The organism is Methylococcus sp. ANG (genome assembly GCF_040730495.1).
GTDB lineage: Bacteria > Pseudomonadota > Gammaproteobacteria > Methylococcales > Methylococcaceae > Methylococcus.
Window position 1 is genome coordinate 2,692,123 of record NZ_CP160399.1, and the last position, 25,137, is coordinate 2,717,259.

The window sequence follows — 25,137 nt, forward strand, 5'->3', positions numbered from 1 at the left end:
CATGTGTGGAATAGTCGGCGCGGTGGCACACCGCAATGTCACCCCGGTTCTGCTGGAAGGCCTGCGGCGGCTGGAATACCGCGGTTACGATTCCGCCGGCATCGCCGTGATCGCCGGGGACGGTTCGCTGGAGCGGGTGCGCCGTCCGGGCAAGCTGCGGGAGCTGGAGTCCGCCCTGGAATCCGCCCTGGTCGAAGGCGAAACCGGTATCGCTCATACCCGCTGGGCCACCCACGGCGCGCCGTCCGAACGCAACGCCCATCCGCATGTCTGCCGCGAGCGGGTTGCGGTGGTCCACAACGGCATCATCGAGAACCACGAGGCGCTGCGGCGGCAGCTCCAGCAGAAGGGCTACGAGTTCCTGTCGGAGACCGACACCGAAGTCGTCGTCAACCAAATCCATGATTTCCTGGAACAGGGATTCCCCCTGCGGGAGGCGGTGCGCGCCGCCGTCGGCGTCCTGGAAGGCGCGTATGCCATCGGCGTCGTCAGCACCTGCGATCCCGGCCGGCTGATAGCCGCCCGCAAGGGCAGTCCGCTGGTGGTGGGTCTGGGCGAAAGCGAAAACTTCATCGCTTCCGACGTCTTCGCCCTGATCGGCGAAACGCAGCGCTTCGTCTTCCTGGAAGAAGGCGATCTCGCCGAACTGACCACCGAGTCGGTCCGGGTCTATGGCAAGGATGGCGCGAGGGTGGAGCGCCCGGTCCACGAGACCCGGCTGGCGCCGGATTCGGTGGAACGCGGCGAATACCGCCATTACATGCAGAAGGAGATCCACGAGCAGCCGGTCGCAGTCGAAAAGACCCTGAGCGGCCGCATCCTGCGGGGCAAGGTATCGCCTTCAGCATTCGGCGAACGGGCCGAGACCGCGTTCGAGCACGTCCGGGCGGTGCAGATCGTCGCCTGCGGTACCAGCTACCACGCCGGCAAGGTGGCGCGCTACTGGTTCGAGGCGCTGGCCGGCCTGCCCTGCAGCGTGGAAGTCGCCAGCGAGTTCCGCTACCGCAGGCAGGTCGTGCAGCCCGGCACCCTGTTCGTCACCGTTTCCCAGTCCGGCGAGACCGCCGACACCCTGGCGGCACTGAAGGCCGCGAAGGAACTCGGCTATGCGCACACCCTGGCCATTTGCAACGTGCCGGAAAGCTCGATCGTGCGCGAATCGGATTCCTGCCTGATGACGCGGGCCGGCCCGGAGATCGGGGTGGCCTCGACCAAGGCTTTCACCACCCAGCTTACCGCCCTGCTGCTCCTGGTGCTGGCGCTGGGCCGGCGCCATGCCTTGGCCGCCGAACAGGAGGCGAAGATCGTCCGCGAGCTGGAGACCCTGCCCGCGCAGATCCGGCACGTCCTGCAACTCGAAGACGAAATCGCGGCCTGGGCCGAGCTGTTCGGCGAGAAGCACCACGCCCTCTATCTCGGCCGCGGCGCCCAGTATCCGGTCGCCATGGAAGGGGCGCTCAAGCTCAAGGAAATCTCCTACATCCACGCCGAAGCCTATCCGGCGGGTGAACTCAAGCACGGGCCGCTGGCGCTCATCGACAACGAGATGCCGGTGGTCGCCGTGGCGCCCAACAACGAGCTGCTGGAAAAGCTCAAGTCGAACCTGCAGGAGGTCCAGGCACGCGGCGGCGAACTCTACGTGTTCGCCGATGCCGAAGCGCCGATCGAAAATGTGCCCGGCGTCAGGATCCTCAGGGTGGCGGAGACCGACGAAGTCGTCGCGCCCATCGTCTACAGCGTGCCGCTGCAGCTCCTCGCTTACCACGTCGCCCTGATCAAGGGCACGGACGTCGACCAGCCGCGCAATCTGGCCAAGTCGGTGACGGTGGAGTGAGGCGGGCGGCTTAAGCGCTGGCCGGAGCCGCCGCGGTCGATTATGGGATAATGGCCCATTCGATCCGTTTGCCAGCCTTTCGTTTCCATGACCAGCCAGCGAAAAATCCTCGTCACCAGCGCCCTGCCCTATGCCAACGGCCCGATCCATCTGGGCCATCTGGTGGAATACATCCAGACCGACATCTGGGTCCGGTTCCAGAAGATGCGGGGCCACGATTGCCGCTACGTCTGCGCCGACGACACCCACGGCACCCCCATCATGCTGCGGGCCGAGCGGGAGGGGATCACGCCGGAGGAACTGATCGCCCGCGTCCACGGCGAGCATCTGCGCGATTTCACCGGTTTCCACATCGAGTTCGACAACTACTATTCGACCCATTCGGAGGAAACCCGCGCCCATGCGGCCGAGATCTACGGCAGGCTCAAGGCCCGCGGCCTGATCGAATCGCGGGCGATCGAGCAGTATTTCGACCCGGTCAAGGAGATGTTCCTGCCCGACCGTTTCATCAAGGGCGAATGCCCCAAGTGCCACGCCAAGGACCAGTACGGCGATTCCTGCGAGGTCTGCGGTACCACTTATTCCCCCACCGACCTCATCAACCCGTATTCCGCCGTTTCGGGTGCCACGCCGGTGCGCAAGGAGTCGGTGCATTACTTCTTCAAGCTGGGCGCCTGTACCGAATTCCTGAAGTTCTGGACCCGTTCCGGCCACTTGCAGGCCGAGGCCGCCAACAAGCTCAACGAATGGTTCGAGGCCGGTCTCTCGGATTGGGACATTTCCCGCGATGCGCCGTATTTCGGCTTCGAGATTCCGGACGCGCCGGGAAAGTATTTCTACGTCTGGCTGGACGCGCCCATCGGCTACATGGGCAGTTTTCAGAATCTTTGCGACCGCCTGCGCCTCGATTTCTCTGAATACTGGAACAAGCATACCGAAACCGAGCTGTACCACTTCATCGGCAAGGACATCCTCTATTTCCATGCGCTGTTCTGGCCGGCGATGCTGGAATATTCCGATTTCCGGGTCCCGACCAAGATATTCGCCCACGGCTTCCTGACGGTGAACGGCGAGAAAATGTCCAAGTCGCGGGGCACATTCATCACCGCCCAGAGCTATCTCGACCAGGGCCTCGACCCGGAATGGCTGCGCTATTACTATGCTTGCAAGCTGAACGGCAGCATGGAGGACATCGACCTCAGCCTGGAAGATTTCGTCGCCCGGGTGAACAGCGATCTGGTGGGGAAGTACATCAACATCGCCAGCCGGTGTGCGGGCTTCGTCACGAAATATTTCGATGGTCAACTGCGGCATCCGGATAAGCGTTTCGAAGAAGTCTTGACCGATGGTGCGGTGAACGAAGGTATTTCAATCGCCACTTACTATGAGAACAGGGATTACTCCAAAGCCATCCGTGAAATAATGCGGCTGGCCGACGAGATAAACGTGACCATCAATGACCGGAAACCCTGGGAGGTCGCCAAGGATTCGAGTCGTTTGGCGGAGCTGCAGGAAATCTGCTCCCACGCTTTGGATTCGTTTTATGTGTTGTCGGTGCTGTTGGCACCGATTCTTCCAGACCTGACCGGGCAGGTTGCGAAAGGGCTGTTCGGTTTGGGCCGCCCGTTTCGTTGGAGCGATTTGTCGGAACGCCCGACAAATATTCGTGCCTTCAAGCACCTCATGACCCGCATCGACGCCAAACAGATCGATGCCCTGATCGAAGCCAACCGCCAAAGCCTGCAAGCCGCGGCGGTGACGCCGGAGCCGCATTCCCAGGTGCGCCATGCCGAGCATCAGCAGCACGAGGTCCAGCCGATTGCCGAAACCATTTCCATCGACGACTTCGCCGAGGTCGATCTCCGCGTCGCCCGCATCACCAATGCCGAGCACGTGGAGGGGGCGGACAAGCTGCTGAAGCTGACGCTGGACCTGGGCGGCGAGACCCGCACGGTGTTCGCCGGCATCAAGTCGGCCTACGCGCCCGAAAACCTGGTCGGGCGGCTGACCGTGATGGTCGCCAACCTGGCGCCGCGCAAGATGAAATTCGGCATGTCCGAAGGCATGGTGCTGGCGGCGGGGCCGGGCGGCGCCGACATCTTCATCCTGTCGCCGGATCAGGGTGCCCAGCCCGGCATGAAGGTCAAGTAGCCGGAGCATGACATCCGCCAACCGCGAATGGATGGATCGCGATCTCGCGGTGCTCTGGCATCCGTGCAGCCAGATGAAGGACCACGAGTCGCTGCCGCTGATCCCGATCCGCCGTGGCGAGGGTGTGTGGCTGGAGGATTTCGACGGCAGGCGTTATCTGGACGCGATCAGTTCCTGGTGGGTCAACCTGTTCGGCCACTGTAACCCGGCGATCAACGCAGCCCTGGCCGATCAGCTCGGGCGGCTGGAGCAGGTCATCTTCGCCGGCTTCAGTCACGAGCCGGGCATCCGGCTGGCGGAGCGGCTGGCGGCAATCACCCCGCCGGGGCTGGAGCGCTGCTTCTACGCCGACAACGGCTCGGCGGCGGTCGAGGTGGCGCTGAAGATGAGCTTCCATTATTGGCGCAACCTGGGCCGCCACGGCAAGACCCGTTTCGTCACCCTGGAAAACAGCTATCACGGCGAGACGCTGGGCGCCCTGGCGGTGGGCGACGTCCCGCTGTACAAGGAGACCTACCGGCCCCTGCTGATGGAAGCCTTGGTTGCGCCCAGCCCCGACGCCTACGGACGTGAGCCGGGCGAAACCGAAGCCGGCTACGCCGAGCGGCGGTTCCGCGACATGCTGGCGATTCTGGAGCGGGGCGCCGATGAAATCTGCGCCGTGATCGTCGAACCACTGGTGCAGTGCGCCGGCGGCATGCGCATGTACGACCCGCTCTACCTCCGTTTGCTGCGCGAGGCCTGCGACCGGTTCGAAATCCACCTCATCGCCGACGAGATCGCGGTCGGCTTCGGCCGCACCGGCAGCTTGTTCGCCTGCGAACAGGCCGGGATCAGCCCGGACTTCCTGTGCCTGTCCAAGGGCCTGACCGGAGGCTATCTGCCGCTGGCGACGGTCATGAGCCGGCCGGAAATCTACGCGGCCTTCTACGACGACTACGGCACCCTGAAGGCCTTCCTGCATTCCCACAGCTACACCGGCAACCCGCTGGCCTGCCGGGCGGCTTTGGCGACGCTGGATCTGTTCGATCAGGCCGACGTGCTGGGGCAAAACCGCGAACTGGCGCGATGCATGGCGGATGCCACGGAGCGTTTCCAGGAGCATCCCCATGTCGCCGAAGTCCGCCAGCGCGGCATGATCCTGGCGATCGAGACGGTGAAGGACAAGGCGACCCGCGAACCCTATCCCTGGCAGGAGCGGCGTGGGCTGCGGGTCTACCGCCATGGGCTGGAGCGGGGCGTGCTGCTGCGCCCCTTGGGCAATGTGATCTACTTCATGCCGCCTTACGTCATCACCCCCGATCAGATTCGCCACATGGCGGAGGTGGCCTGGGAAGGATTGCTGCTGGCGACGGAGGACTGAGGGCCATGCGCATTTCCCGTCTGTATCTCCCGGTGCCGCTGGCATCGGGTGCCGATGTCGTGCTGGATGAGGAGCGCGCCCATTACCTCCGCACGGTCCTGCGGCTCAAGCGAGGCTTCGAACTCACGGTGTTCAACGGCGAAGGCGGCGAGTTCGCCGCACGGATCGGCGCCTGCCACCGGGAAGAGGTGAGCCTGACGGTCGGCGAGTACCGGCCGGTCGACCGGGAATCCCGGCTCGATGTCCGCCTGGGACTGGGCATCTCGCGGGGCGAGCGCATGGACTTGGCCATCCAGAAGGCGGTGGAACTGGGCGTCGGCGCGATCACCCCGCTGTTCACCGAACGCTGTGTGGTCCAGCTCGATGGCGAACGCAAGGCGCAGCGGCTGGAGCACTGGCGCCGGGTGGTCTGGGCAGCCTGCGAGCAGAGCGGGCGCAACCGGGTGCCGGAGGTGCTGGAGCCGCGCTCCCTGGAGTCCTGGCTACCGGCGGCCATGGGCCTCAAGATCTTTCTCGACCCCCATGCCGCCGGTGGCCTGCGGGAGCTGGAACCGCCCAGAGGGACGGTGACCCTGCTGTCGGGACCGGAAGGCGGCTTCAGCGACGCCGAGCGCGATGTGGCGGCGGGCGCGGCGTTCACCCCCGTCCGGCTCGGCCCGCGCGTGCTGCGCACCGAAACCGCCGCCCTGGCCGCGCTGACGGCGATCCAGACCCTGTGGGGCGATTTGGCCGCCTAGTGGCTCTGGGTGAAAATCGAAAGATTCTGCGAGTCGTTGGAAACCAGGCAATGCTGTCGCGGCTTGATACCCTCATTGATGAAATTGGTGCACTACAAAGCAAGCTGATTCTGCTTATTGGACGTGCTGGCGGTGGCAAGACCGCACTCCTGGCCGCGCTGGCCAATCGGCGCGGTGCGAAGGTAATGAATGTCGGAGCCGCGCTGGGAAAGCGCCTCGCGGCGCTGCCGCAGCGGCAGCGGGCGCTCCAGGCCTTTGTGGCCATGCGGGAGCTGGCCGATGAGCACGCGAGCGGCGATCTGCTTCTGCTCGACAACATCGAGCTGCTGTTCGATCAGTCGCTCAAGCTCGATCCGCTGGATCTGCTCAAGCGCCACGCCCATGCCCGGCGTGTCGTGGCGGTGTGGCCAGGAGAGCTACGTGATGGCCGCCTGATCTATGCGGAAATGGGGCATCCGGAATATCAGGACTACGGCCTCGATGGTCTGGTCCCGTTCGAAATTGACAAGTTCGCCGGGAGCGAACTTGGACGGGTGGAGCCCGGCGCGAAGCGCGAGCCCCAGGGAAGGGGCGAGCAAACGATTGGGTAAAGGGGAGAAACGCATGCGCTACGGGGATCTCATTCAGTTCGAGCCGATCGAGTCGGTCATTCAGCTGCTCGACGCCAACCGGCCCGGCGAGGCAAAGAAGCTCGTCGCCACCTACGTCATTTCCGACGACATGGCCGAGCGGATCACCAAGCAGATGATCCCGCAGCTCTCGTTCGACGAATCGGTCGACCACAAGGGTGTGCTCGTGGTCGGCAACTACGGCACCGGTAAGTCGCACTTGATGTCCGTGCTGTCGCTGATCGCCGAGGACGCCGCCTACGTCCCCATGATCCGCCATCCCAAGGTCGCCGAGGCTGCCGGTTCGATCGCCGGCAAGTTCAAGGTGCACCGTATCGAGATCTCCAGCCAGATGTCCCTGCGCGACATCATCACGCAGGAGCTCGAGATCTTCCTGGAGAACCAGGGCGTCAGCTACTCCTTCCCGCCGGCCGACAAGGTGGTCAACAACAAGGCCGCCTTCGAGGAGATGATGGCCGCGTTCGACGAGGTTCACCCCAACCACGGCGTCCTCCTCGTCGTCGACGAGTTTCTCGAATACCTGCGCTCCCGCAAGGACCATGATCTGGTGCTGGATCTGTCCTTCCTGCGCGAAATCGGCGAGGTCACCAAGCATCTGCGTTTCCGCTTCGTGGCCGGCGTGCAGGAGGCCATCTTCGATAGCAGCCGCTTCCAGCACGTCGCCGACAGCCTGCGCCGCGTGAACGAGCGCTTCACCCAGGTCTTGCTGGCCCGCCAGGACGTGAGCTTTGTCGTGGCGGAGCGTCTGCTCAAGAAGTCGGCCGACCAGCAGCACAAGATCCGCACCTACCTCACGCCCTTCGCCAAGTTCTACAGCAGCATGAACGAGCGGATGGATGAGTACGTCCGCCTGTTCCCCGTCCACCCGGACTACATCGGCACCTTCGAGCGACTGATCTTCACCGAAAAGCGCGGCGCTCTGGTCACCTTGCGCGACCAGATCCAGGCTCTCCTGGACGACGATGTACCAACTGATCGACCTGGCCTGATCGGCTTCGACAAGTTCTGGGAGACGGTTACCTCCAATTCGGTGCTCCGCTCGGACCCAAACATCGGCCCGGTGCTGAAGGTGGCCGAGGTGCTTGGCGAGCGCGTGCAAAAGGCCTTCACCCGGCCGCCCTACAAGGCGATGGCCATGCGGGTAATCAAGGGGCTTTCCGTACACCGCCTGACCACCGGTGGTGACATCTACGTGCCGGTGGGCCCAACGGCCGAGGAACTGCGCGACACGCTTTGCCTATACCAGCCTGGCATCGAGGACATGGGCGGCGAGCCCTCCGACGACCTGCTGACCGCAGTGCAGACGACCCTGCGTGAGATCGTCAAGACGGTCAACGGCCAGTTCATCTCCAAGGCGCCGGACACCGAGCAGTACTACCTCGATCTCAAGAAGGACGTCGACTACGACGCCCAGATCGAGAAGCGCGCCGAAGCGCTGTCCGACGATGCGCTGGATCGCGCCTACTACAGCGCGCTCATGCAGCTCATGGAATGCACCGATGAGCATGCCTATGTCACTGGGTACAAGATCTGGCAGCACCAGGTGGAATGGCAGGACCGCCGCGTGGAGCGCAATGGCTACCTCTTCCTTGGTGCGCCCAACGATCGCCCCACCGCTCAGCCGGAGCGTGATTTCTACATCTACTTTATCCAGCCGTTCGAGCCGCCGCGCTTTCGCGACGACAACAAGACGGACGAGGTGTTCTTCCGACTAAAGGGGCTGGACGACGCCATCAAACGCCACCTGGCGTTCTACGCCGCCGCCCAGGAGCTGGCCTCGACCGCCAGCGGCGCGGCCAAGGCCGTCTACCTGGACAAGGCCAAGGACGCCCTGCGCGACATGAGCAAGTGGCTGCAGGACAAACAGATGACTGCCTTCGAGGTCACCTACCAGGGCAAGACCAAGACCCTGCAGGAATGGGCCAAGGGCGTGTCGATGCGCGACAAGCTGCGGCTTGGGCCGGATGAGCGCGCCAACTTCCGCGACATCGTCAATGTGACATCAGGTCTGGCCCTCGGTACCCACTTCGCGGATCTGGCGCCGGAGTATCCGACCTTTTCGGTGCTGGTCACCGAATCCAACCGCAAGCAGCTCATCACCAATGCACTCAAGGCGCTGGCGGGCGGCACGCGCACCAAGGACGCCATCGCCATTCTGGATGCGCTGGAGATGCTAGACGGCGACCGCATCGAGCCCACGCGATCCAAGTACGCCCAGGAAGTGCTCAACCGGCTCAAGGCCAAAGGCCACGGGCAGGTGCTCAACCGCAGCGAGCTCATCAGCGGCGCCACCGATGTCGAGTACTTCGCGCCGGTGCGTTTCCGCCTGGAACCCGACCTGCTCGTGGCGGTGTTGGGCAGCCTGGTCTACTCGGGCGACATCGTGCTGGCCATTACCGGCGACAAAATCGACTCAGGCAAGATGGCTCTGCTGGTCGAACGGGCGTTGGACGATCTCAAGCAGTTCAAGCACGTCGAGGCGCCGAAGGAGATCAATGTCGCCGTGCTGCGCTCGCTGTTCGAGCTGCTGGGCCTGCCGTCTGGACTTGCCCAGATGGCGACGCAAGGCAAGGAGGAGCCAGTCAAGGAACTGCTGGATGCCGTGGCCAAGCAGGTGCAGCGTGTGCTCACAGTCGGCACCGACCTGCAGAACCGCCTCAGCTTCTGGGGCCAGTCCCTGCTGCGCGAGGAAGAGCTGCGCGACTGGCGCACGCGGCTGGAAGCGTTGAAAGGTTTCCTGGAGGGGCTGTCGCCCTTCAACACCGTCGGCAAGCTCAAGAACTTGCGCATCACCCAGGACGACATTGATACCCAGAAGAAGAATCTCGACGTGCTGTCCTCCGTGGAGAAGCTGCGCGATCTGGTGGCCGAGCTGGGTACCACGGCGGCGTATCTGTCGCAGGCCGAGATGGTGCTCGCCACCGACCATGCCTGGGTGCTGCAGGCGCAGGCTGCCCGCAAAGACATCCTCGATAGACTCGCCGAGGACCGCAGTGCGCAGCATGCCGCCGAGTATCGCCAGCGCCTGGCCACGCTGAAGAAGGACTACATCACCGCCTACGTGGCGCAACACAGCAAGGCCCGGCTCGGCGTGGCGGAAGACAAGACCAAGTCCGCCCTGCGCAAGGACCCGCGCATCACCACGCTGCGCGCCCTGGCTGGCATCTCCCTCATGCCCACCGGCCAGCTCACCACCTTCGAAGACAAGCTGGACAAGCTCAAGAGCTGCGCGTCCCTGGTCGAGTCCGAGCTGGCAGCCAGCCCCGTTTGCCCGCACTGCAGCTTCCGCCCCGCCAACGAGCAGGGCGACCTACTGCCGGCGGCCAACGTCCTCAAGACACTGGACGACGAGCTCGACCGCTTGGTCCAAGGTTGGCAACAGACGCTGCTCAACAACCTGGACGACCCGATCATTCAGGCCAACTTCGAGCTGCTGAAGGCCGCGCAGCGCGACCTGATAAAGGGCTTCCTTGCCTCGAAGGGCTTGCCCGATCCGGTCACGCCCGAATTCGTCGCGGCAGTTCAGGAAGCGCTGTCAGGCCTCGAAAAGATCGTGGTCACCGGAGACGACATCAAAAAGGCGCTGCTCACCGGCGGATCGCCCGCTACGCCCGAGGATCTGCGCAAGCGCTTCGAGTCGTTCATGAATGAGCGCTGCAAGGGCAAGGATGCCGGCAAGCTGCGGTTTGTGATCGAGTAACAAAGCCGCGTGTGACGCGCAGAAAAGAAGAATCTGAGGAACCGAATTGATGAATGATCTCTTTAGAAGCGAAAAAGCGAAATCTGGGCCAGTCGAATGCCTCGGGCAAACATTTCCAAGCGACAACGCGCGTCGCGAACATTACTTGAAGCTGCTGGCCGAGACGCTCAAGGACCCCGAGTTTCGGAAGATTGAAGGCTTTCCTGTCGGATCAGACGAGGACATCCTCGCGCTTTCTGATCCTCCCTACTACACCGCCTGCCCGAATCCATTTGCCGCGGCTTTTATCAATCATTACGGCAAAGAATACGATTCATTGGCTCGGCACGAAAAAGAACCATTCTTGGCCGACGTAAGCGAGGGGAAGAACGATCCGATCTACAACGCCCATAGCTACCACACCAAGGTGCCACATAAAGCGATCATGCGGTACGTCCTGCATTACACACAGCCGGGTGACATGGTGTTCGATGGCTTCTGCGGTACCGGGATGACTGGAGTGGCAGCACAGCTTTGTGGAGATCGCAAAGTAGTAGAGTCACTGGGCTATCGAGTCGCATCTGATGGAACGATTCTTGAGCAACAAGTCATTGACGGCCAGCCGGTATGGAGGCCGTTTTCCAAGCTTGGTGCGCGAACGGCCCTGCTGAATGAGCTATCTCCGGCCGCGTCCTTCATTGCGTCGAATTACAACACTGATATTGACGTTGAAAGGTTTGAACTCGAAGCGAAGCGGATACTCCGGGAGGTCACTGATGAGTGTGGCTGGATGTACGAAACGCGGCACTCAGATGGAAAGACAAAGGGACGCATCAACTTCACGCTCTGGTCTGACGTATTTAGTTGTCCTGAATGTGCCGGCGAACTAATTTTCTGGGACGTCGCCGCAGATAAGGATGCCGGGAAAGTCCGTGATGAATTTTCCTGCCCACACTGCGCGGCTGTGCTTACGAAGAAGAGTTTGGAGCGCGCCTGGAGAACTTTCGTCGATGATGCAACGGGACTGACCGTTCGCCAGGCAAAGCAAGTCCCTGTTCTCATTAACTACAGCGTGGGGAGGTCTCGATTTGAAAAGAGACCGGACCAAGAAGACCTGGAATTAATTGAAAGGGTGGCTGCGGAACCTGTTGCAAATTGGTTTCCCTCCGATCGCATGATTGACGGAGGTGAAACCCGGCGAAATGATCCCATCGGCATTACGCATGTTCATCATTTCTACACGCGAAGGAACCTGATCGCTCTGTCGCGATTCAGAGAGCGGATTTTTTCTGCCCGAGAACGAGAAGTCAATCCTGGGTTGGGCCTGTGGTTTACATCGAGCCATGTTTGGGCCACCCGGTTGAATCGGCTACTCGCGTCTAATTATTTTAAGAGTGGAGGCGGCGTAATCGGCCAGACGCTGCAAGGAACACTGTATGTCAGCTCTTTGGCGATTGAGACTAACTGCATTGAGCGTTTCTCTCTCCGAGTTAGCTCAGTTCCATTCACAGCCCATGGAGGTGTCTCGTGCGTCTCCACGGGTAGCGCGGAGAATATGCAGGTACCGAGTGATTCAGTGGACTATATCTTCGTAGATCCGCCGTTCGGTGCAAACATAATGTACTCGGAGCTGAACTCCTTATGGGAGGCTTGGCTCAAGGTTAGAACAAATGCCACCGCAGAGGCTGTCGAGAACAGAGCCCAAGGCAAGGCACTCGATGATTATCGTCGTTTGATGTCGAAGTGCTTTGAGGAGGCATTTCGGATTCTGAAGCCAGGCCGCTGGATGACTGTTGAATTCTCAAACACTCAGGCGTCTGTTTGGAACGCAATTCAAACAGCCTTGCAGGAAGCGGGATTTGTAGTAGCTAATGTCGCAGCGCTAGAAAAGTCACACAAAGGCTATAGGGCAGTCACGACCACAACGGCCGTAAAGCAGGACCTAGTTATCTCGGCCTATAAGCCCAACGGCGGACTCGAAGAGAGGTTTGAAAAGACGGGAGGCAGCGAGGAGTCTGCGTGGGACTTTGTCCGAACGCACTTGAAATACCTGCCAACCGTCAAAGCGCGGGATGGAGCCCTTGAGTTCGTTGCCGAACGCGACCCACGCATCATATTTGATCGCATGGTTGCCTGGTTTGTGCGTCATAACGCCCCCGTGCCACTCTCAAGCCAGGAGTTCCAGGAAGGCTTACGCCAACGCTTTCCGGAGCGCGACGGCATGGTGTTCTTACCCGAGCAGGCGACCGAGTACGACAAGAAGCGCGCGCAAGTCGCGCAGGCACCTCAGATGGAGTTGTTTGTCTCCGACGAGCGGAGCGCGATCGACTGGCTGACGGATTTCCTGAAGAAGCGGCCATCGACCTACCAAGATCTGCACCCAGAATTCATCACTCAGCTTGGGGCAGGCTGGAAGAAGCATGAAAAGAGGCCTGAACTGGCGGCGTTGCTCGAGACCAACTTCCTTCAGTACGACGGCACCGGCGATGTGCCCAGTCAGATCCACAGCTATCTCTCCACCAATCACAAGGACCTGCGTGGGCTGGAGAAAAACGATCCGCGCCTGATCGCTAAGGCCAAGGATCGCTGGTACGTGCCCGATCCGAACAAGGCGCAGGATCTGGAGAAGAGACGCGAAAAGGTGCTGCTCAAGGAGTTCGATACCTACCTGGACGCCACGGGACGGCGACTCAAGGAGTTCAGGCTGGAGGTGCTTCGCGCTGGCTTCAAGGCGGCCTGGGGCAGGAAGGACTACCAGACCATCATCAAAGTGGCCCAGAAGATCCCCGACGAGGCACTGCAGGAAGACGAGAAGCTGCTGCTCTGGTATGACCAGGCATTGACAAGAACGGAGAGCGGATTATGAGCAAGATCAACCACGTCAGGCTGGAAAATTTCACAGCCTTCGCCAAGCTCGATCAGACACTCTCGCCGGGCGTCAATGTCATTATCGGCGCGAATGGCACAGGCAAAACTCATCTGCTGAAGGTGCTCTATGCAGCGACGGCGATCACGACGGGCGAGGACCGGGAAAAGGGTTTTGCCCGCAAACTCCTCGGCGTTTTCAATCCGTATCAGGCGCGCATGACACGCTTGATTCGACGGCAACAGGGTTTGCCGGCCGCGGAGATCATGGTCACGCGGGACGATGGTGCAAAGCTGAAAGCGGTTATCGATAACCAGAAGGCGGACGTCAAGGATGTGCGTGTCACGGGCGAAGCCAAGTGGCAGGGGGCCGGGCTCGAATCCGCCTATATTCCGGTCAAGGAGATGCTCGCTCACGCCCCCGGCTTTTTGGCCACAGCATCGAAGCGGGAAATTGCATTCGAAGAAGTCTATGTGGACATCATCAAGAAGGCTTTTCTGCCCACACTCAAAGGCCCCATCGCTGCGAACCGTCAGAAGCTTTTGACGACCCTACAAAAGGCCATCGAAGGCAAGGTGGTAGCCAAGGGCGAGCACTTTTTCCTAAAGAACAGCCAAGGCGAATTGGAGTTCACCTTACTCGCCGAGGGTATGCGCAAGCTCGCGCTGGTGTGGCTATTGATCCAGAACGGCACGCTGCTGTCCGGCTCCGTACTGTTCTGGGATGAGCCTGAGGCCAACCTTAACCCCGCATTGATGGGCGAAATCGTCGAGATCATCCTGGAACTTCAACGGCTCGGTGTTCAGGTTTTTCTAACGACACACAACTACGTGGTGCTCAAGGAGTTTGATCTACGCCAGAAAAAGGGGGACGCCATCCGTTACATCTCGCTGTACCGCGACGAGCAGAAGGCGGTTGTGGCCAACGCCAGCGACAGCTACATCGGTATCGACCCCAATGCAATTGCCGGAACGTTCAGCGATCTCTACGACCGGGAACTGAAGCGTAGCCTCGGAGGGCTGGTCGAATGACCGTTCTTGCCGAGAATGATTTGCAGATTACGCTGCCCGCAGGCAGCACGGGGCGAAAGTTCGACGACGAGGCAAGCCACGGCCTGAGCCACTGCATGAAAGCGGTGGATTTCATCGTGGAACTGGATGACCGGGTTCTGTTCATCGAGTTAAAGGACCCGGAACATCCTGCGGCGCAGCCCAAAGATCAGAAGAAGTTCCTGCAAAAGTTCCTTAGTGGAGCGCTGGATGCCGATCTGAAAACGAAGTACCGGGACTCTTTCCTGTACGAATGGGCATCAGGTCAAGCGATGAAGCCCATTTACTACTTGGTGCTGATCGGCGCGAGCACTTTGTCCGATGCCGATTTGTTGGCCCGGACCGACGCACTGAAACGGCAGATTCCAACAACCGGCCCGGACGACAAGCCGTGGAAAAGGTCGTTCGTGGCTGGTTGTGCTGTCATGAATATCGACGCATGGAACAAGGCGCTTCCTCACTATCCTGTCAGTCGGGTCAGCGCATGAATTCGTGGAGTGTCGGAGCCTGGTGCTGGCATGCCCGGCAGGCGTCACCCTGCCGGGTGATCGACCGCCAGGACGTGTGGGGCGAGGTCGCCTACCGCGTCTGGCTGCCGGCCAAGGATGCCGTGGTGCGCGCCCGCGCGCAGGATCTCGGCGATCTGACTGCCGTGCGCTCTACCGTGGAGCAGGTCCTGCACACGGCAGCAGCGGCCAAGCTGCTCGACGCACTGGAAGACAACCTGCTGCTGGCGCCGATCCAGTCCAGCGTGGTGCCGCTGCCGCACCAGCTCTACGCGCTGAACCGGGCCATGAGCCGGGACCGCATCCGCTACCTGCTGGCGGACGAGGTGGGACTGGGCAAGACCATCGAGGCAGGGTTGGTGCTGCGCGAACTCAAGCTACGCGGCATGGTGCGGCGCGTGCTGGTGGTGGCACCGAAAGGTCTGGTGCGCCAGTGGCAGGCCGAAATGCGGCTGCACTTCGGCGAGCCTTTCCGCTTCGTCGAGCCTTCTGAACTCGCTGCCTTCCGTTCCTTTTCCTCCCCTCTCCCTCCGGGAGAGGGGCCGGGGGTGAGGGAAAACGACGAGAACCTCTGGCGGATGCACGACCAGGTGATCTGCTCGCTGGATTCGGTGAAACCCATCGAGGGCCGGCGCGGCTGGAGCCTGGAGCAACTCGCCACCTACAACCGCGAGCGCTTCGAGGATCTAATTTCGGCGGGCTGGGATCTGGTGATCATCGACGAGGCACACCGCCTCGGCGGCAGCACCGAGCAGGTTGCCCGGTACAAGCTGGGCGCCGCCTTGGCCGAGGCCGCGCCTTATCTGCTCTTGCTGTCCGCGACGCCGCACCAGGGCAAGACCGACCAGTTCATGCGGCTGATGCAGTTGCTGGACCGAGAGGCGTTTCCGGACGAAGGCAGCATCAACCGTGACCGGGTGCGCCCATTCGTGATCCGCACCGAGAAGCGCGCCGCCATCGACGCGGAAGGCCAACCGCTGTTCAAGCCCCGGTCGACGCGGCTCCAAACCGTGGCGTGGCAGGACCGACATGCCGCCCAGCAGCGGCTCTACGTGGCTGTCACGGACTACGTGCGGCACGGTTACAACCAGGCAATGGCCGCCAAACAGCGGCACATCGGCTTCCTGATGATCCTGATGCAGCGCCTAGCGACGTCCAGTACAGCAGCCATCCGCGCCACGCTGGAGAAGCGCCAGGCCCTGCTGGATGCGCCGCAGGCACAGGCGAACCTGTTGTCGGGTCCATCCCTGGACCCGACCCCTTCGGGGCCAGCCTGGCGGCTGTCCAAAATCGCTCCTGGCGATTTTGTCGAGGCGGTTGACCCGGATGAGTGGGCAGAGCTCGACGGCCAGTCCCAGCTGGACATTGCCGTGCAGGCCAGCGGCTGGGAGCGGGAGAAGTCGGAAGTCGAGATGCTGCTGGAGCTGGCTCGCGAAACCGAGAGACAGGGAACGGACGCCAAGGCAGAAGCGCTGTTGGAGTTGATCTACAAACTCCAGCAGGAGGAGAACGCTCCGCAGCTCAAGGTGCTGGTCTTCACCGAATTCGTTCCCACCCAGGCCATGCTGGCGGAGTTCCTGGAGAGCCGGGGCTTTTCGGTGGCGCTGCTCAACGGTGGCATGGACCTGGACGCGCGCACCCGTGCGCAGCAGGCCTTTTGCGGACTCCATCCCTGGAGTCCGTCCCTTCGGGACCAGCCTGACGGCTGTCCAAATTCGCTCCCGGCGAATTTGTCACGCGGTGCTCAAATAATGGTCTCCACCGACGCCGGCGGCGAGGGCCTGAACCTGCAGTTCTGCCATGTCATCGTCAACTTCGACATGCCGTGGAACCCGATGCGGCTGGAGCAGCGTATCGGCCGCGTGGACCGCATCGGCCAGTCCCATGTCGTGCGGGCCATCAACTTCGTGTTGGAAGACACGGTTGAGCACCGGGTGCGCGAGGTGCTGGAGGAGAAGCTCGCCGTCATTGCCCAGGAGTTCGGCGTCGACAAGGCGGCCGATGTGATGGACTCGGTGGAGGTGGAGCCGATCTTTGACGAACTGTTCGTCCACGGGCTGCAAGACCCGTCCTCGATCGACACGGAGTGCGATGCGGTGATCAACAAGGTACGGGAGAAGGTGGCGGCAAGCCGCAAAGACACCGATCTGCTGACGGAAGACCACGCGCTGGAAGCAGACGATGCGCGTAAGTGGAGGGATCATCCGGCGCAGTATTGGTTGGAGCGTGCGATCACCGCTGGCCTGCCTGCGCGAGGTGGCATGGCCGTAAGAGAAGGGAATTGTTGGCGAATTCGTTGGCCGGATTGGGGAGGGAGCGACAAATCGGCAGGATTGCCGATTTGCACGCCGAAGGCGCCCCTTGGGGCGAGCGGCAGGGATGTCGCGAGTGAATCTCCACGCGTCTGCTTCGACGCACGCACCGCCGAACAGAACCCCGAGATGGAGTGGATCACGCTGGAAGATCCGCGCGCCCGCGCGGTCATCAGCGAACTCCCGCGCTGCGTGGCGGGCCAGCCGCTGCCGATTGCGGCGGTGACCGGCCTGCCCGATACGGTGCATGGCGTGTGGTCGCTGTGGGAGATCAGCATCAGCGCGTCCAACCTCTCCGAGGGCTTCTCCCGGCGGCGGTTCCTTCCCGTGTTTGTCACCGACGATGGCCGCACCTTCATGCCGACCGCCAAGCGGATCTGGGATTTGCTGCTGACCGAGAACGTGACGCTCGCCCCGAAGGTCGAGGTGGAGAACGCCTTGGCCTGCTTCGAGGCATCGCTGGCTGCGGCCAAGGCGCAGGGGGAGCGGCTCTTTGCGGAGCTGCTGGAGGAGCACCGCACCTGGCTCGCCGAGGAGCGCGAACGGGCGCGCTACGCCTTCGAGGCGCGGTACCAGGCGATAGGCCGCATCGGCCTTCCCGCCGTCAGGGAGCACCGGCGCAAGCGGCTCGAAGCTGAGCACGAGGCGCGCATGGCAGCGCTGGCCGATGCGGAAGCCTGCACGCCGGATCTCAACGCGGTGCTGATGCTTCGCATTGGCCACCCGGGAGGTGCGCAAGCATGACAAATTCGTCAGGAACGAATTTGGACAGCCGACAGGCTGGCCCCGAAGGGGCTGCGTCCATGGATGGACGCAGCACCGCCTGGGTTGACCGCATCCTGAAGGAGTTTCCCGTCGATCTGGCCCGGCTCTGGATCGTCGCCGACCCGGACGATGTGCTGCTGGATGAGCAGGTGTTGTCGGGACTGCGCGAGCGTGGCTTTGAGGTACTGCCTTTCGAGGACAGCGTCGCTTTCCGGGCGGAGTATGAGGAGCGCTATCGGGCGGCGTGGGATCGGGGCGAACCGGGCCCCTCCCGAGCCTTGATCCTCCATCTGCCCGGCACGACAAATCCGCCTGGAGCGAATTTGGACAGCCGACAGGCTGGCCCCGCAGGGGCGGCACCCATGGATGGGTGCCGCAGCGTCAGCGACTTGCCTTGGGACTACGTGCGTCAGGCGCGGAAGCTGAGCCTGAGTCTTGCCGAGTTGTTCCCCAAGCTGAGCTATGCCGTGGTGAGGCAGCTGGGTAGCGAGATGCTGCCATCCCTATTCGAGGCGCAAGCAAGGCACGCCCATCAGTCGCTGGGCGAAGCCGCGACCAAGGAGTTCGTGCTGACGCATATCTTCCGGATCAGTCCGCACCTCATCACGCGCCTGGAGGACTTCTGGCGTGAGCTCCTTCGTCTGCACTACCGCGAGGCGGCCCTTCCGCCCGTGCTTGCGCAGCACATGGGGCAAGTGGTCGGCGAGCATAACGCGCTGCGGACACCATCCATGGCGGCCGCCCCTGACGGGGCCGCCGTTCCGGCGTCCCAATTCGCTCCCGGCGAATTGGTCAAAGGCATACCCATCGCCGAGTTGTTTGCAAACAAGAGCATCACCCTCCGTGTCGTGCAGGAAGCCTGGTTTCGCTATCTCACCAAGCTGGGAGTCACTGGAACCCGTACTGGTGAACCCACGCCGCCCGATTACGTCGCAAAACTCGACCTGCCTTTCGACCACCATGACGTCCGCGTGATCGTCGACTCGATGTTCCTGGACGGCACGTTGCACCCGCTGGTGGTCCAGGGCGTGCCGGCCACCCTGCCGGAATGGGCCAAGGCGGGCGTGGTGCAGGACCCGGCATCGATGCGGAACCTGGTGCTCGAAGGCATCAAGAGCCTGAAGGCGGAAGTGCCGAACATCGAGTCACCACACCGCGACTGGACCCATTTCTCGCGTCGGCTTGGCGAAGTCATCTCGCGCTTCCATGGATTGGATACAGCCCAAGCGGAAAGCATCAAGGACGTAATGCGAGACCTGGTCATCTCCGCTGACGATCGGTTGCGTGAATGGGTAGGCAAGCATTACGCGGACCTGCCGTCTTTGCCGGCGGCCAAAGGACCGATCATGGTTCACCACGTGCCACGGTATCTGGCGATGCGCCGAGGCAACGGCGAGGAGAAGATCGCGCTGGTGGTATTCGACGGGCTGGCCGTAGATCAGTGGATTCAGATCCGGGAGAGCGTGATCAATCGGTCGCAGCGGCTGATGTTCGACGAGAACGCCTGTTTTGCGTGGCTGCCAACCCTGACATCGGTCTCCCGGCAGGCGCTGTTCTCCGCCCTGCGCCCGCGCGAATTCGCCGACAGCATCGAATCAACCTCTCAGGAACCGGCGCAGTGGACGCGGTTCTGGCAGGACCATGGTCTTCGCGCGAACGAGGTGCTGTACCGCAAGTCAATCAAGCGCACCGATGACCTCCCCGCGCTTGAAGCAGCACTGACCAATCCGGCTATGAAGGTGGCCGGTCTCGTCGTGGATACCGTTGACGAGATCATCCATGGGGCGGTGCTCGGAAAGCGGGGCATTGCTGCCCAGATCGCAAGCTGGTGCGAGTCTGGCTTCGTGGATCGTCTGTTCTCGATGCTGCTGGACAACGGATTCCACGTCTACCTGACCGCAGACCACGGCAACGTTGAAGCGGTGGGCATTGGCCGCCCGAACCAGGGAGTCGCGTCGGAACTGCGCGGAGAGCGCGTCAGGACCTATCGCAGCGAGGCTGTGATCGCGGAGACGGCGGCCGCCAATCCGGAGTCCTTCCGTCTGGATGTCGCTGGACTACCGGCGAACTTCATGCCGCTATTCGCAGGAGGGCGCGGAGCGTTTGTGCCGAAGGAGACCCAAGTCGTGGTTCACGGCGGCATCTCCGTGGAGGAGTTGATCGTGCCCTTCGTCAAAGTGAGTTACGTGACAAATCTGCCTGGAGCAGATTTGGACAGCCGTCAGGCTGGCCCCGAAGGGGCGGCCTCCAGGGATGGAGGCCGCAATTGAATCGAATGACACCGGCAGCACCGCACAAATCCGTCGGGAGCGGATTTGGACCGCCGAATGGCGGGCCGCGTAGCGGCGGCGCCCAGGGACGGGTGCCGCAAATCGGCTTTGATCGCTTCATCCCGCTCGAATGGGCGGCCGCCGCGCTCAGAGTGCGTGCCGACTTGGCTACGCTCGAAGACCTGAATGCTGCGCTCGACGCGGCGGGGCTCGGTGTCGCTGCCCGCAAGAAGACCCGGACCGTGTTGAATCGTCTCTGGCTGGAGCCACGCCCCGAACTCGCCGACTTCGCCGAGCGTGGCGTCACGATCTTCAAGGCCGACCCGAGCGTCCCTATCGCCGCCCTGACCTGGGGCATGGCCATTGCCACCTATCCGTTCTTCGGCAAGGTGGCGGAGCTGGTGGGGCGCCTCACGGCGCTGCAGGGTGATTGTGCTTCGGCGGAAGTCCATCGCCGAATGAGCGAGGCCTATGGCGAACGCGAAGGCACGTACCGCATGACCAACATGGTGCTGCAGTCGCAAGCGAGCTGGGGCGCAATCGAGCGGGTCGAGACAAATTTGTCCGGAGCAAATTTGGACAGCCGGCAGACTGCCCCCGAAGGGGCGACGTCCAGGGATGGACGTCGCAAAGGCAAGCGCCTCGTGCGCATGAAGCCGATCGTGGTCAGCAACGAACAGGCTGTGACCTGGCTGGTCGAAGCGGCGCTGCGTTATGTGGGCAAAGCGGTGTCCGTTCCGACACTATCGTCGCTGGCTGTGCTTTATCCCTTCGTGCTGGACCAGCCACTGGGGTACCTTGCGTCAAAGTGCCCAAACCTGGAAGTAAGGACAGAGGGGGCAGGAAATCAGTGTGTGAGCTTAGTAGGTGTAACAAAATAAGTCCTGCAATTTGCAGCGTCATGCCGGCATCCAGGTTACAGGGATGTTTTATGGCTTGCTCCTTCCATGGCAACTGGATTCCGGCAATCCCTGCCGGAAAGACGAGCCGTGTCTGGTTAATTTTCCAGGACTTATTTCGTGGCAACGCCTTACCTTAAATTTCCTAGGAGTCTGTCGGACTATGGATTTACTCGGGTCGGGATTCTTGGAATCGAGAATTTTTCGGGGGCATTGGCGGGGTAGTCACCAGCGTTTCGCGTCGATAACTAGACCAAGATGTGCCCCGCCTCCCCCATGGCGGCGCTATTGGTGTGTAACGCTTGGTTTTTACGTGAAGCCTGTCACGCTGCCGCCAACACGTGCATCCGCCTCAGATTGAACGCCATCGCCACCAGCTTCCATTCTCCGGCCACTGCCTCCAAGCCGCGCAGAGAGAACTGGCGGAATCCCAAGACCTGTTTGATGATGCCGAACACCGGCTCCACCGTGGATTTGCGCTTGGCGTAGCGGGCCTTCCCTGCCTTCGTTTTGAGTTTCCAGGCCATCTTCTCCACGGGATCGGTGGTTTCCGGTTCCGGGGCATCCGGAGCCAGGCGTTCCGCCAGCGGCACGTGATGGCTGTCCCGTCCCATCGCGATCAGCGGTTCGATCTGCTGTTCGCAGCAGGCGTGCACGTTGCCGGCGCTGAAGTAGCCCGTGTCGGCCAGCAGGGCTTCGGGCTTCCCCCAGGCTTCCGGCAGCTTCTCGATCTCGGCCAGCATCGGTTCGACCTGCTGCTTGTCGTTGGTCTGCTGACTGACGGTGGTGGCGACGATCAACATCGTCTCCACATCCACCGCAGCCTGGCTGTTATAGCCCTGGAGGAAACCCGCGTGGCTCGGCATGATGCGGGATTCCTCGTCGGTCAGATTGATCTGGTCGCTGGCCTTCGGCCCGGTTTCCGGCGGCTTCGGCTCCTGCCCACGTGGCTTCTTGCCCGCCTGCCGCTGGCCTTCGCGACGGGCTACCTTGGCTTCATAGTCCTGCTGCGCCCGGGCATCGCGCTCCGCGACCCGCTCCACGATCTTGGCCTTCGCCTCCGCCAGGGCCTTCAGCCGATCCTGCCGCCGCGCCAACTCCTCTGGCAGGTCGATGCCGTCCGGCTCCTCCGCCCCGTCGGCCTCCGCCGCCTTCTGCAACAAGGCCTGCACCTCCTCCCGCAACTGCGCTTCCAACTTCTCGATGTGGCCATGAGACAAGGCCTTGTGCTTGGAGGCGTTGGCCTTAATCTTGGTCCCGTCCAGGGAAATCTGCCCGAGCCTCACCAGCTTCATCGCCTGCGCCAGGCTCAAGACCTGAACGAACAGGTCCTCCAGCTCCCCCAGAAAGGTCTTGCGAAAGTGGGCCAGGGTGTCATGATCGGGATGGGTTTCCGCCGACAGAAAGCGGAAGGCCACCGAATCGTAGGTGGCCCGCTCAATCTTGCGGCTGGAGAACACCCCGGTGGCATAACCATAAACCAGCAGGGCCAGTAGTACCGACGGATGGTGCGCCGCCGACCCGCGCCCCGAGTAGCGGCTCGTCAGTCGACTTAAATCCAGCTGATCGATGACCTCGACGAGGAACCGTGCCAGGTGGTTGGCTGGCAGCCATTCGTCAACCGAGGGCGGTAGCAGATACTGCTGGTGGCGATTGACGGGGATGAAGCGGCTCATCGGGTCTCACCTTGTCGCGATCTATCCGGAATAGGCCGCTATGTTAACGGAAACAGCGGACTTCCGCCCCTCCAATCCGGTTCGAACCAGAACCGGAAAGTCCGACAGACTCCTAGAAATCCAATGACATCAATAGCTCTCTCCTTGCACGTTCTTTCCGCCGTCCTCTGGGTCGGCGGCATGTTCTTCGCCCATCAGGTTTTGCGCCCCGTCGCCGCCGGCTTGCTGCAGGCGCCGGAGCGGCTGCGGCTGTGGAACGCGGTGTTCGCGCGCTTCTTTCCCTGGGTCAAGGGCGCCATCGTGCTGCTGTTCCTCACCGGCTTCGGGTTGATCCATGCCTATGGCGGCTTCGGGCAGGTGGGGTGGCCGGTGCATCTGATGCTGCTCATCGCCCTCACCATGACCGTGATTTTCGGGGTGATCTACGCCAGGCCGTACAAGGCGCTGAAAGCCGCGGTGGCCGCGGAGGACTGGGCGATGGGGGCGGAAAGCCTGGGCGTGATCCGCCGTCTGGTCGGCATCAATCTGGTGCTCGGACTGATCACCGTGGCGGTGGCGAGCGGCGGAAGTTTCCTGCCGATTTGAGGCTCAGAGGTTTCTCGCCGCCACGATGACCTCGTAAGCCTTGCGGATCTGCTGGGTCTTCTCGTTGGCGATGCGCACCATCTCCTCGGGCATCCCCTTTGCGACCAGCTTGTCCGGATGATGCCGGCTGATGAGCTTGCGGTAGGCGCGCTTGATCTCGTCGGCGCCGGCCGATGCCTTGATGCCGAGCATGGCGTAGGCGTCCTCCAGCGTATCCTCGCGGCGGCGCGACGGCACGTTCCGGTTGCCGCCGTAGGAGGAATTCTGATAGGCGCGGGCGAAGCGTATCGCCGCATCCAGGCGTCCCTTCATCGCGTGATATTCGAAGCGCGAAATGCGGAGCTGGTCGCAAATGCCGATCAGGACGCGCTCCTCGGCCAGGTTGACGGGGCCGTCGGCGAAGGCGGCTTCGAGCTGGATTTCCAGGAAAATGCGGATCAGGGCGTAGCGGCGGTGGCACTCCTTGCGGAATTGCTCGACCGCTTCCCGTAGCGGGAAATCCGGCTGCTTGCCACGGGTGAAGAGTTCGATGGCGGTGCGGCGCATGCCTTCGGACAGGTCCATGCGGTTCATCACCGTCCGCGCCACGGTGATTTCGGCCTCGGATACACGGCCGTCCGCCCTGGCGATGTGGCCCATTACGGAGAACGTGGCTGTGAAGAAGGCCATCTGGATGCGGTGCTGGGCGCCGGGCGACAGGTCCGACTCGATCTGGGCATACTTGTCCTTGTCGCCGTCCAGTTTGTGGCCGATGGCGGCGCCCAGCAAGGCGCCCAGCGGGCCCCCGAGCAGAAAGCCGAAAGTGCCCCCCAAGAGTTTGCCGAGCCAGCTCACCTGCGAAACCGTTCCTTGATACTTGCCATAAATCCTCGCACCTTACATGATTGATGTTTGTCCTTAAAGTCTGGAAGAGTCAGCCCGATGACCGCCCCTGAGACATTGTTCGAATCCAGTCTGTCTTCACTGCGACTCAAAGCGCGGGGAAAAGTGCGCGATATCTACGAGGCCGGCGACGATCTGATGCTGATCGTCGCGACTGACCGGCTGTCGGCGTTCGACGTCATTTTACCCGACCCCATTCCCGGCAAGGGCCGAGTGCTGACCCATGTCTCGCGATTCTGGTTCGACCGCTTGAAGGACCGGGTGCCCAACCACATTTCCGGGACGCCGCTGGAGGCGGTGCTGCCCGATGCCACCGAGCGCGAGCAGGTCGAGGGCCGGGCCATGGTGGTCAAGCGCCTCAAGCCGTTGCCGGTGGAAGCCGTGGTGCGGGGTTATCTCATCGGTTCGGGCTGGAAGGACTACCAGCGCAGCGGCGCCGTCTGCGGCATCGCGCTGCCGCCGGGGCTCCGGCAGGCCGAGCGGCTGCCGGAAGCGCTGTTCACGCCGTCCACCAAGGCCGAAATGGGCTCGCACGACGAAAACATCGGCTTCGACCAGGTGATCGGCCTGGTCGGGCGGGAACTGGCCGAACAGATGCGCGAGGTGGCCTTGGGGCTGTACCGGGAAGCGGCGGCCTATGCGCTGGAACGCGGCATCATCATCGCCGACACCAAGTTCGAGTTCGGGGTGGACGAGGCCGGCGTGCTGCACTGGATCGACGAGGCCTTGACTCCGGATTCTTCGCGGTTCTGGCCGGCCGACAGCTACCGCCCCGGGATCAGCCCGCCGAGCTTCGACAAGCAGTTCGTGCGCGATTACCTGGAGACGCTGGACTGGGACAAGAAGCCTCCGGCGCCGCATCTGCCTGCGGACATCCTGGCCCGCACCGCGGAGAAATACCGGGAGGCGGAGCGGCGGCTGACCGGCGAATAAT

16 protein-coding genes are annotated in these 25,137 nt (G+C 62.3%); 14 read left to right on the forward strand and 2 right to left on the reverse strand.

The features are described 5' to 3' along the window. The first annotated feature begins 1 nt into the window (after position 1). From glmS to ABZN20_RS13195, 12 genes are all read left to right on the forward strand, one after another. Entirely contained in the window at positions 2-1,834 is a 1,833-nt protein-coding gene (glmS, locus tag ABZN20_RS13140; protein ID WP_367025533.1) for a glutamine--fructose-6-phosphate transaminase (isomerizing), read from the forward strand. Between the two features lie 87 nt (positions 1,835-1,921). Further along, the gene (metG, locus tag ABZN20_RS13145; protein ID WP_367025534.1) at positions 1,922-3,985 is read left to right on the forward strand and encodes a methionine--tRNA ligase; all 2,064 of its coding nucleotides are present in this window, start codon (positions 1,922-1,924) and stop codon (positions 3,983-3,985) included. 7 nt (positions 3,986-3,992) lie between these two features. Next, entirely contained in the window at positions 3,993-5,348 is a 1,356-nt protein-coding gene (locus tag ABZN20_RS13150; protein ID WP_367025535.1) for an adenosylmethionine--8-amino-7-oxononanoate transaminase, read from the forward strand. 5 nt (positions 5,349-5,353) lie between these two features. Then, complete coding sequence (locus tag ABZN20_RS13155; RefSeq protein ID WP_367025536.1) at positions 5,354-6,085, forward strand: 16S rRNA (uracil(1498)-N(3))-methyltransferase; 732 nt, start codon at positions 5,354-5,356, stop codon at positions 6,083-6,085. 50 nt (positions 6,086-6,135) lie between these two features. Further along, positions 6,136-6,675 carry a BREX-3 system P-loop-containing protein BrxF gene (gene brxF / locus ABZN20_RS13160; RefSeq protein ID WP_218808315.1) on the forward strand — a complete coding sequence of 180 codons (540 nt, stop codon included), beginning with the start codon at positions 6,136-6,138 and terminating at the stop codon, positions 6,673-6,675. Positions 6,676-6,688: 13 nt separating this feature from the next. Further along, positions 6,689-10,414 (forward strand): DUF6079 family protein, encoded by a 3,726-nt coding sequence (locus ABZN20_RS13165; protein ID WP_367025537.1) that lies wholly within the window; start codon positions 6,689-6,691, stop codon positions 10,412-10,414. Between the two features lie 49 nt (positions 10,415-10,463). Further along, positions 10,464-13,259 carry a DNA methyltransferase gene (locus tag ABZN20_RS13170; RefSeq protein ID WP_367025538.1) on the forward strand — a complete coding sequence of 932 codons (2,796 nt, stop codon included), beginning with the start codon at positions 10,464-10,466 and terminating at the stop codon, positions 13,257-13,259. Then, positions 13,256-14,290: an AAA family ATPase gene (locus tag ABZN20_RS13175; RefSeq protein ID WP_218808309.1), complete on the forward strand. Its 1,035-nt coding sequence runs from the start codon at positions 13,256-13,258 to the stop codon at positions 14,288-14,290. Before ABZN20_RS13170 ends, ABZN20_RS13175 begins: the two co-directional genes overlap by 4 nt. Further along, the gene (locus ABZN20_RS13180; RefSeq protein WP_218808308.1) at positions 14,287-14,796 is read left to right on the forward strand and encodes a hypothetical protein; all 510 of its coding nucleotides are present in this window, start codon (positions 14,287-14,289) and stop codon (positions 14,794-14,796) included. Before ABZN20_RS13175 ends, ABZN20_RS13180 begins: the two co-directional genes overlap by 4 nt. Then, on the forward strand, positions 14,793-17,870 hold the full coding sequence (locus ABZN20_RS13185; protein ID WP_367025539.1) for a DEAD/DEAH box helicase: 3,078 nt from the start codon (positions 14,793-14,795) through the stop codon (positions 17,868-17,870). The genes ABZN20_RS13180 and ABZN20_RS13185 overlap by 4 nt, the downstream gene beginning before the upstream one ends. A 59-nt stretch (positions 17,871-17,929) precedes the next feature. Beyond that, entirely contained in the window at positions 17,930-20,161 is a 2,232-nt protein-coding gene (pglZ, locus tag ABZN20_RS13190) for a BREX-3 system phosphatase PglZ (RefSeq protein WP_367025540.1), read from the forward strand. 5 nt (positions 20,162-20,166) lie between these two features. Beyond that, positions 20,167-21,042 (forward strand): hypothetical protein, encoded by an 876-nt coding sequence (locus ABZN20_RS13195; protein ID WP_367027564.1) that lies wholly within the window; start codon positions 20,167-20,169, stop codon positions 21,040-21,042. Positions 21,043-21,383: 341 nt separating this feature from the next. Here ABZN20_RS13195 and ABZN20_RS13200 read toward each other — a convergent pair whose 3' ends face one another. Then, a complete protein-coding gene (locus ABZN20_RS13200) occupies positions 21,384-22,736 on the reverse strand; it encodes an IS1182 family transposase (protein ID WP_218806980.1) in 1,353 nt (450 codons plus the stop codon). Between the two features lie 123 nt (positions 22,737-22,859). On the opposite strand from ABZN20_RS13200, the gene ABZN20_RS13205 reads away from it, so the two are divergent. Continuing rightward, positions 22,860-23,321, forward strand: coding sequence for a CopD family protein (locus ABZN20_RS13205; protein ID WP_218808306.1), 462 nt, complete (start codon positions 22,860-22,862; stop codon positions 23,319-23,321). A 3-nt stretch (positions 23,322-23,324) separates the two neighbouring features. Here the strand turns inward: ABZN20_RS13205 and djlA are convergent, their stop codons facing one another. Further along, positions 23,325-24,155, reverse strand: a complete 831-nt coding sequence (gene djlA, locus ABZN20_RS13210; RefSeq protein ID WP_218808305.1) for a co-chaperone DjlA — start codon at positions 24,153-24,155, stop codon at positions 23,325-23,327. A gap of 87 nt (positions 24,156-24,242) precedes the next feature. On the opposite strand from djlA, the gene ABZN20_RS13215 reads away from it, so the two are divergent. After that, positions 24,243-25,136: a phosphoribosylaminoimidazolesuccinocarboxamide synthase gene (locus ABZN20_RS13215; RefSeq protein ID WP_367025541.1), complete on the forward strand. Its 894-nt coding sequence runs from the start codon at positions 24,243-24,245 to the stop codon at positions 25,134-25,136. The last annotated feature ends 1 nt before the right edge of the window (position 25,137 follow it).

What these genes read in the sequence shown, in the direction of transcription:
- ABZN20_RS13195 (WP_367027564.1), top strand. Translation starts at nt 20,167, where the DNA reads ATGACACCGGCAGCACCGCACAAATCCGTCGGGAGCGGATTTGGACCG.
- pglZ (WP_367025540.1), top strand. Translation starts at nt 17,930, where the DNA reads ATGGATGGACGCAGCACCGCCTGGGTTGACCGCATCCTGAAGGAGTTT.
- ABZN20_RS13205 (WP_218808306.1), top strand. Translation starts at nt 22,860, where the DNA reads ATGACATCAATAGCTCTCTCCTTGCACGTTCTTTCCGCCGTCCTCTGG.
- glmS (WP_367025533.1), top strand. Translation starts at nt 2, where the DNA reads ATGTGTGGAATAGTCGGCGCGGTGGCACACCGCAATGTCACCCCGGTT.
- ABZN20_RS13180 (WP_218808308.1), top strand. Translation starts at nt 14,287, where the DNA reads ATGACCGTTCTTGCCGAGAATGATTTGCAGATTACGCTGCCCGCAGGC.
- ABZN20_RS13185 (WP_367025539.1), top strand. Translation starts at nt 14,793, where the DNA reads ATGAATTCGTGGAGTGTCGGAGCCTGGTGCTGGCATGCCCGGCAGGCG.
- ABZN20_RS13150 (WP_367025535.1), top strand. Translation starts at nt 3,993, where the DNA reads ATGACATCCGCCAACCGCGAATGGATGGATCGCGATCTCGCGGTGCTC.
- metG (WP_367025534.1), top strand. Translation starts at nt 1,922, where the DNA reads ATGACCAGCCAGCGAAAAATCCTCGTCACCAGCGCCCTGCCCTATGCC.
- ABZN20_RS13170 (WP_367025538.1), top strand. Translation starts at nt 10,464, where the DNA reads ATGAATGATCTCTTTAGAAGCGAAAAAGCGAAATCTGGGCCAGTCGAA.
- ABZN20_RS13165 (WP_367025537.1), top strand. Translation starts at nt 6,689, where the DNA reads ATGCGCTACGGGGATCTCATTCAGTTCGAGCCGATCGAGTCGGTCATT.
- ABZN20_RS13175 (WP_218808309.1), top strand. Translation starts at nt 13,256, where the DNA reads ATGAGCAAGATCAACCACGTCAGGCTGGAAAATTTCACAGCCTTCGCC.
- brxF (WP_218808315.1), top strand. Translation starts at nt 6,136, where the DNA reads ATGCTGTCGCGGCTTGATACCCTCATTGATGAAATTGGTGCACTACAA.
- ABZN20_RS13200 (WP_218806980.1), bottom strand. Translation starts at nt 22,736, where the DNA reads ATGAGCCGCTTCATCCCCGTCAATCGCCACCAGCAGTATCTGCTACCG.
- ABZN20_RS13155 (WP_367025536.1), top strand. Translation starts at nt 5,354, where the DNA reads ATGCGCATTTCCCGTCTGTATCTCCCGGTGCCGCTGGCATCGGGTGCC.
- ABZN20_RS13215 (WP_367025541.1), top strand. Translation starts at nt 24,243, where the DNA reads ATGACCGCCCCTGAGACATTGTTCGAATCCAGTCTGTCTTCACTGCGA.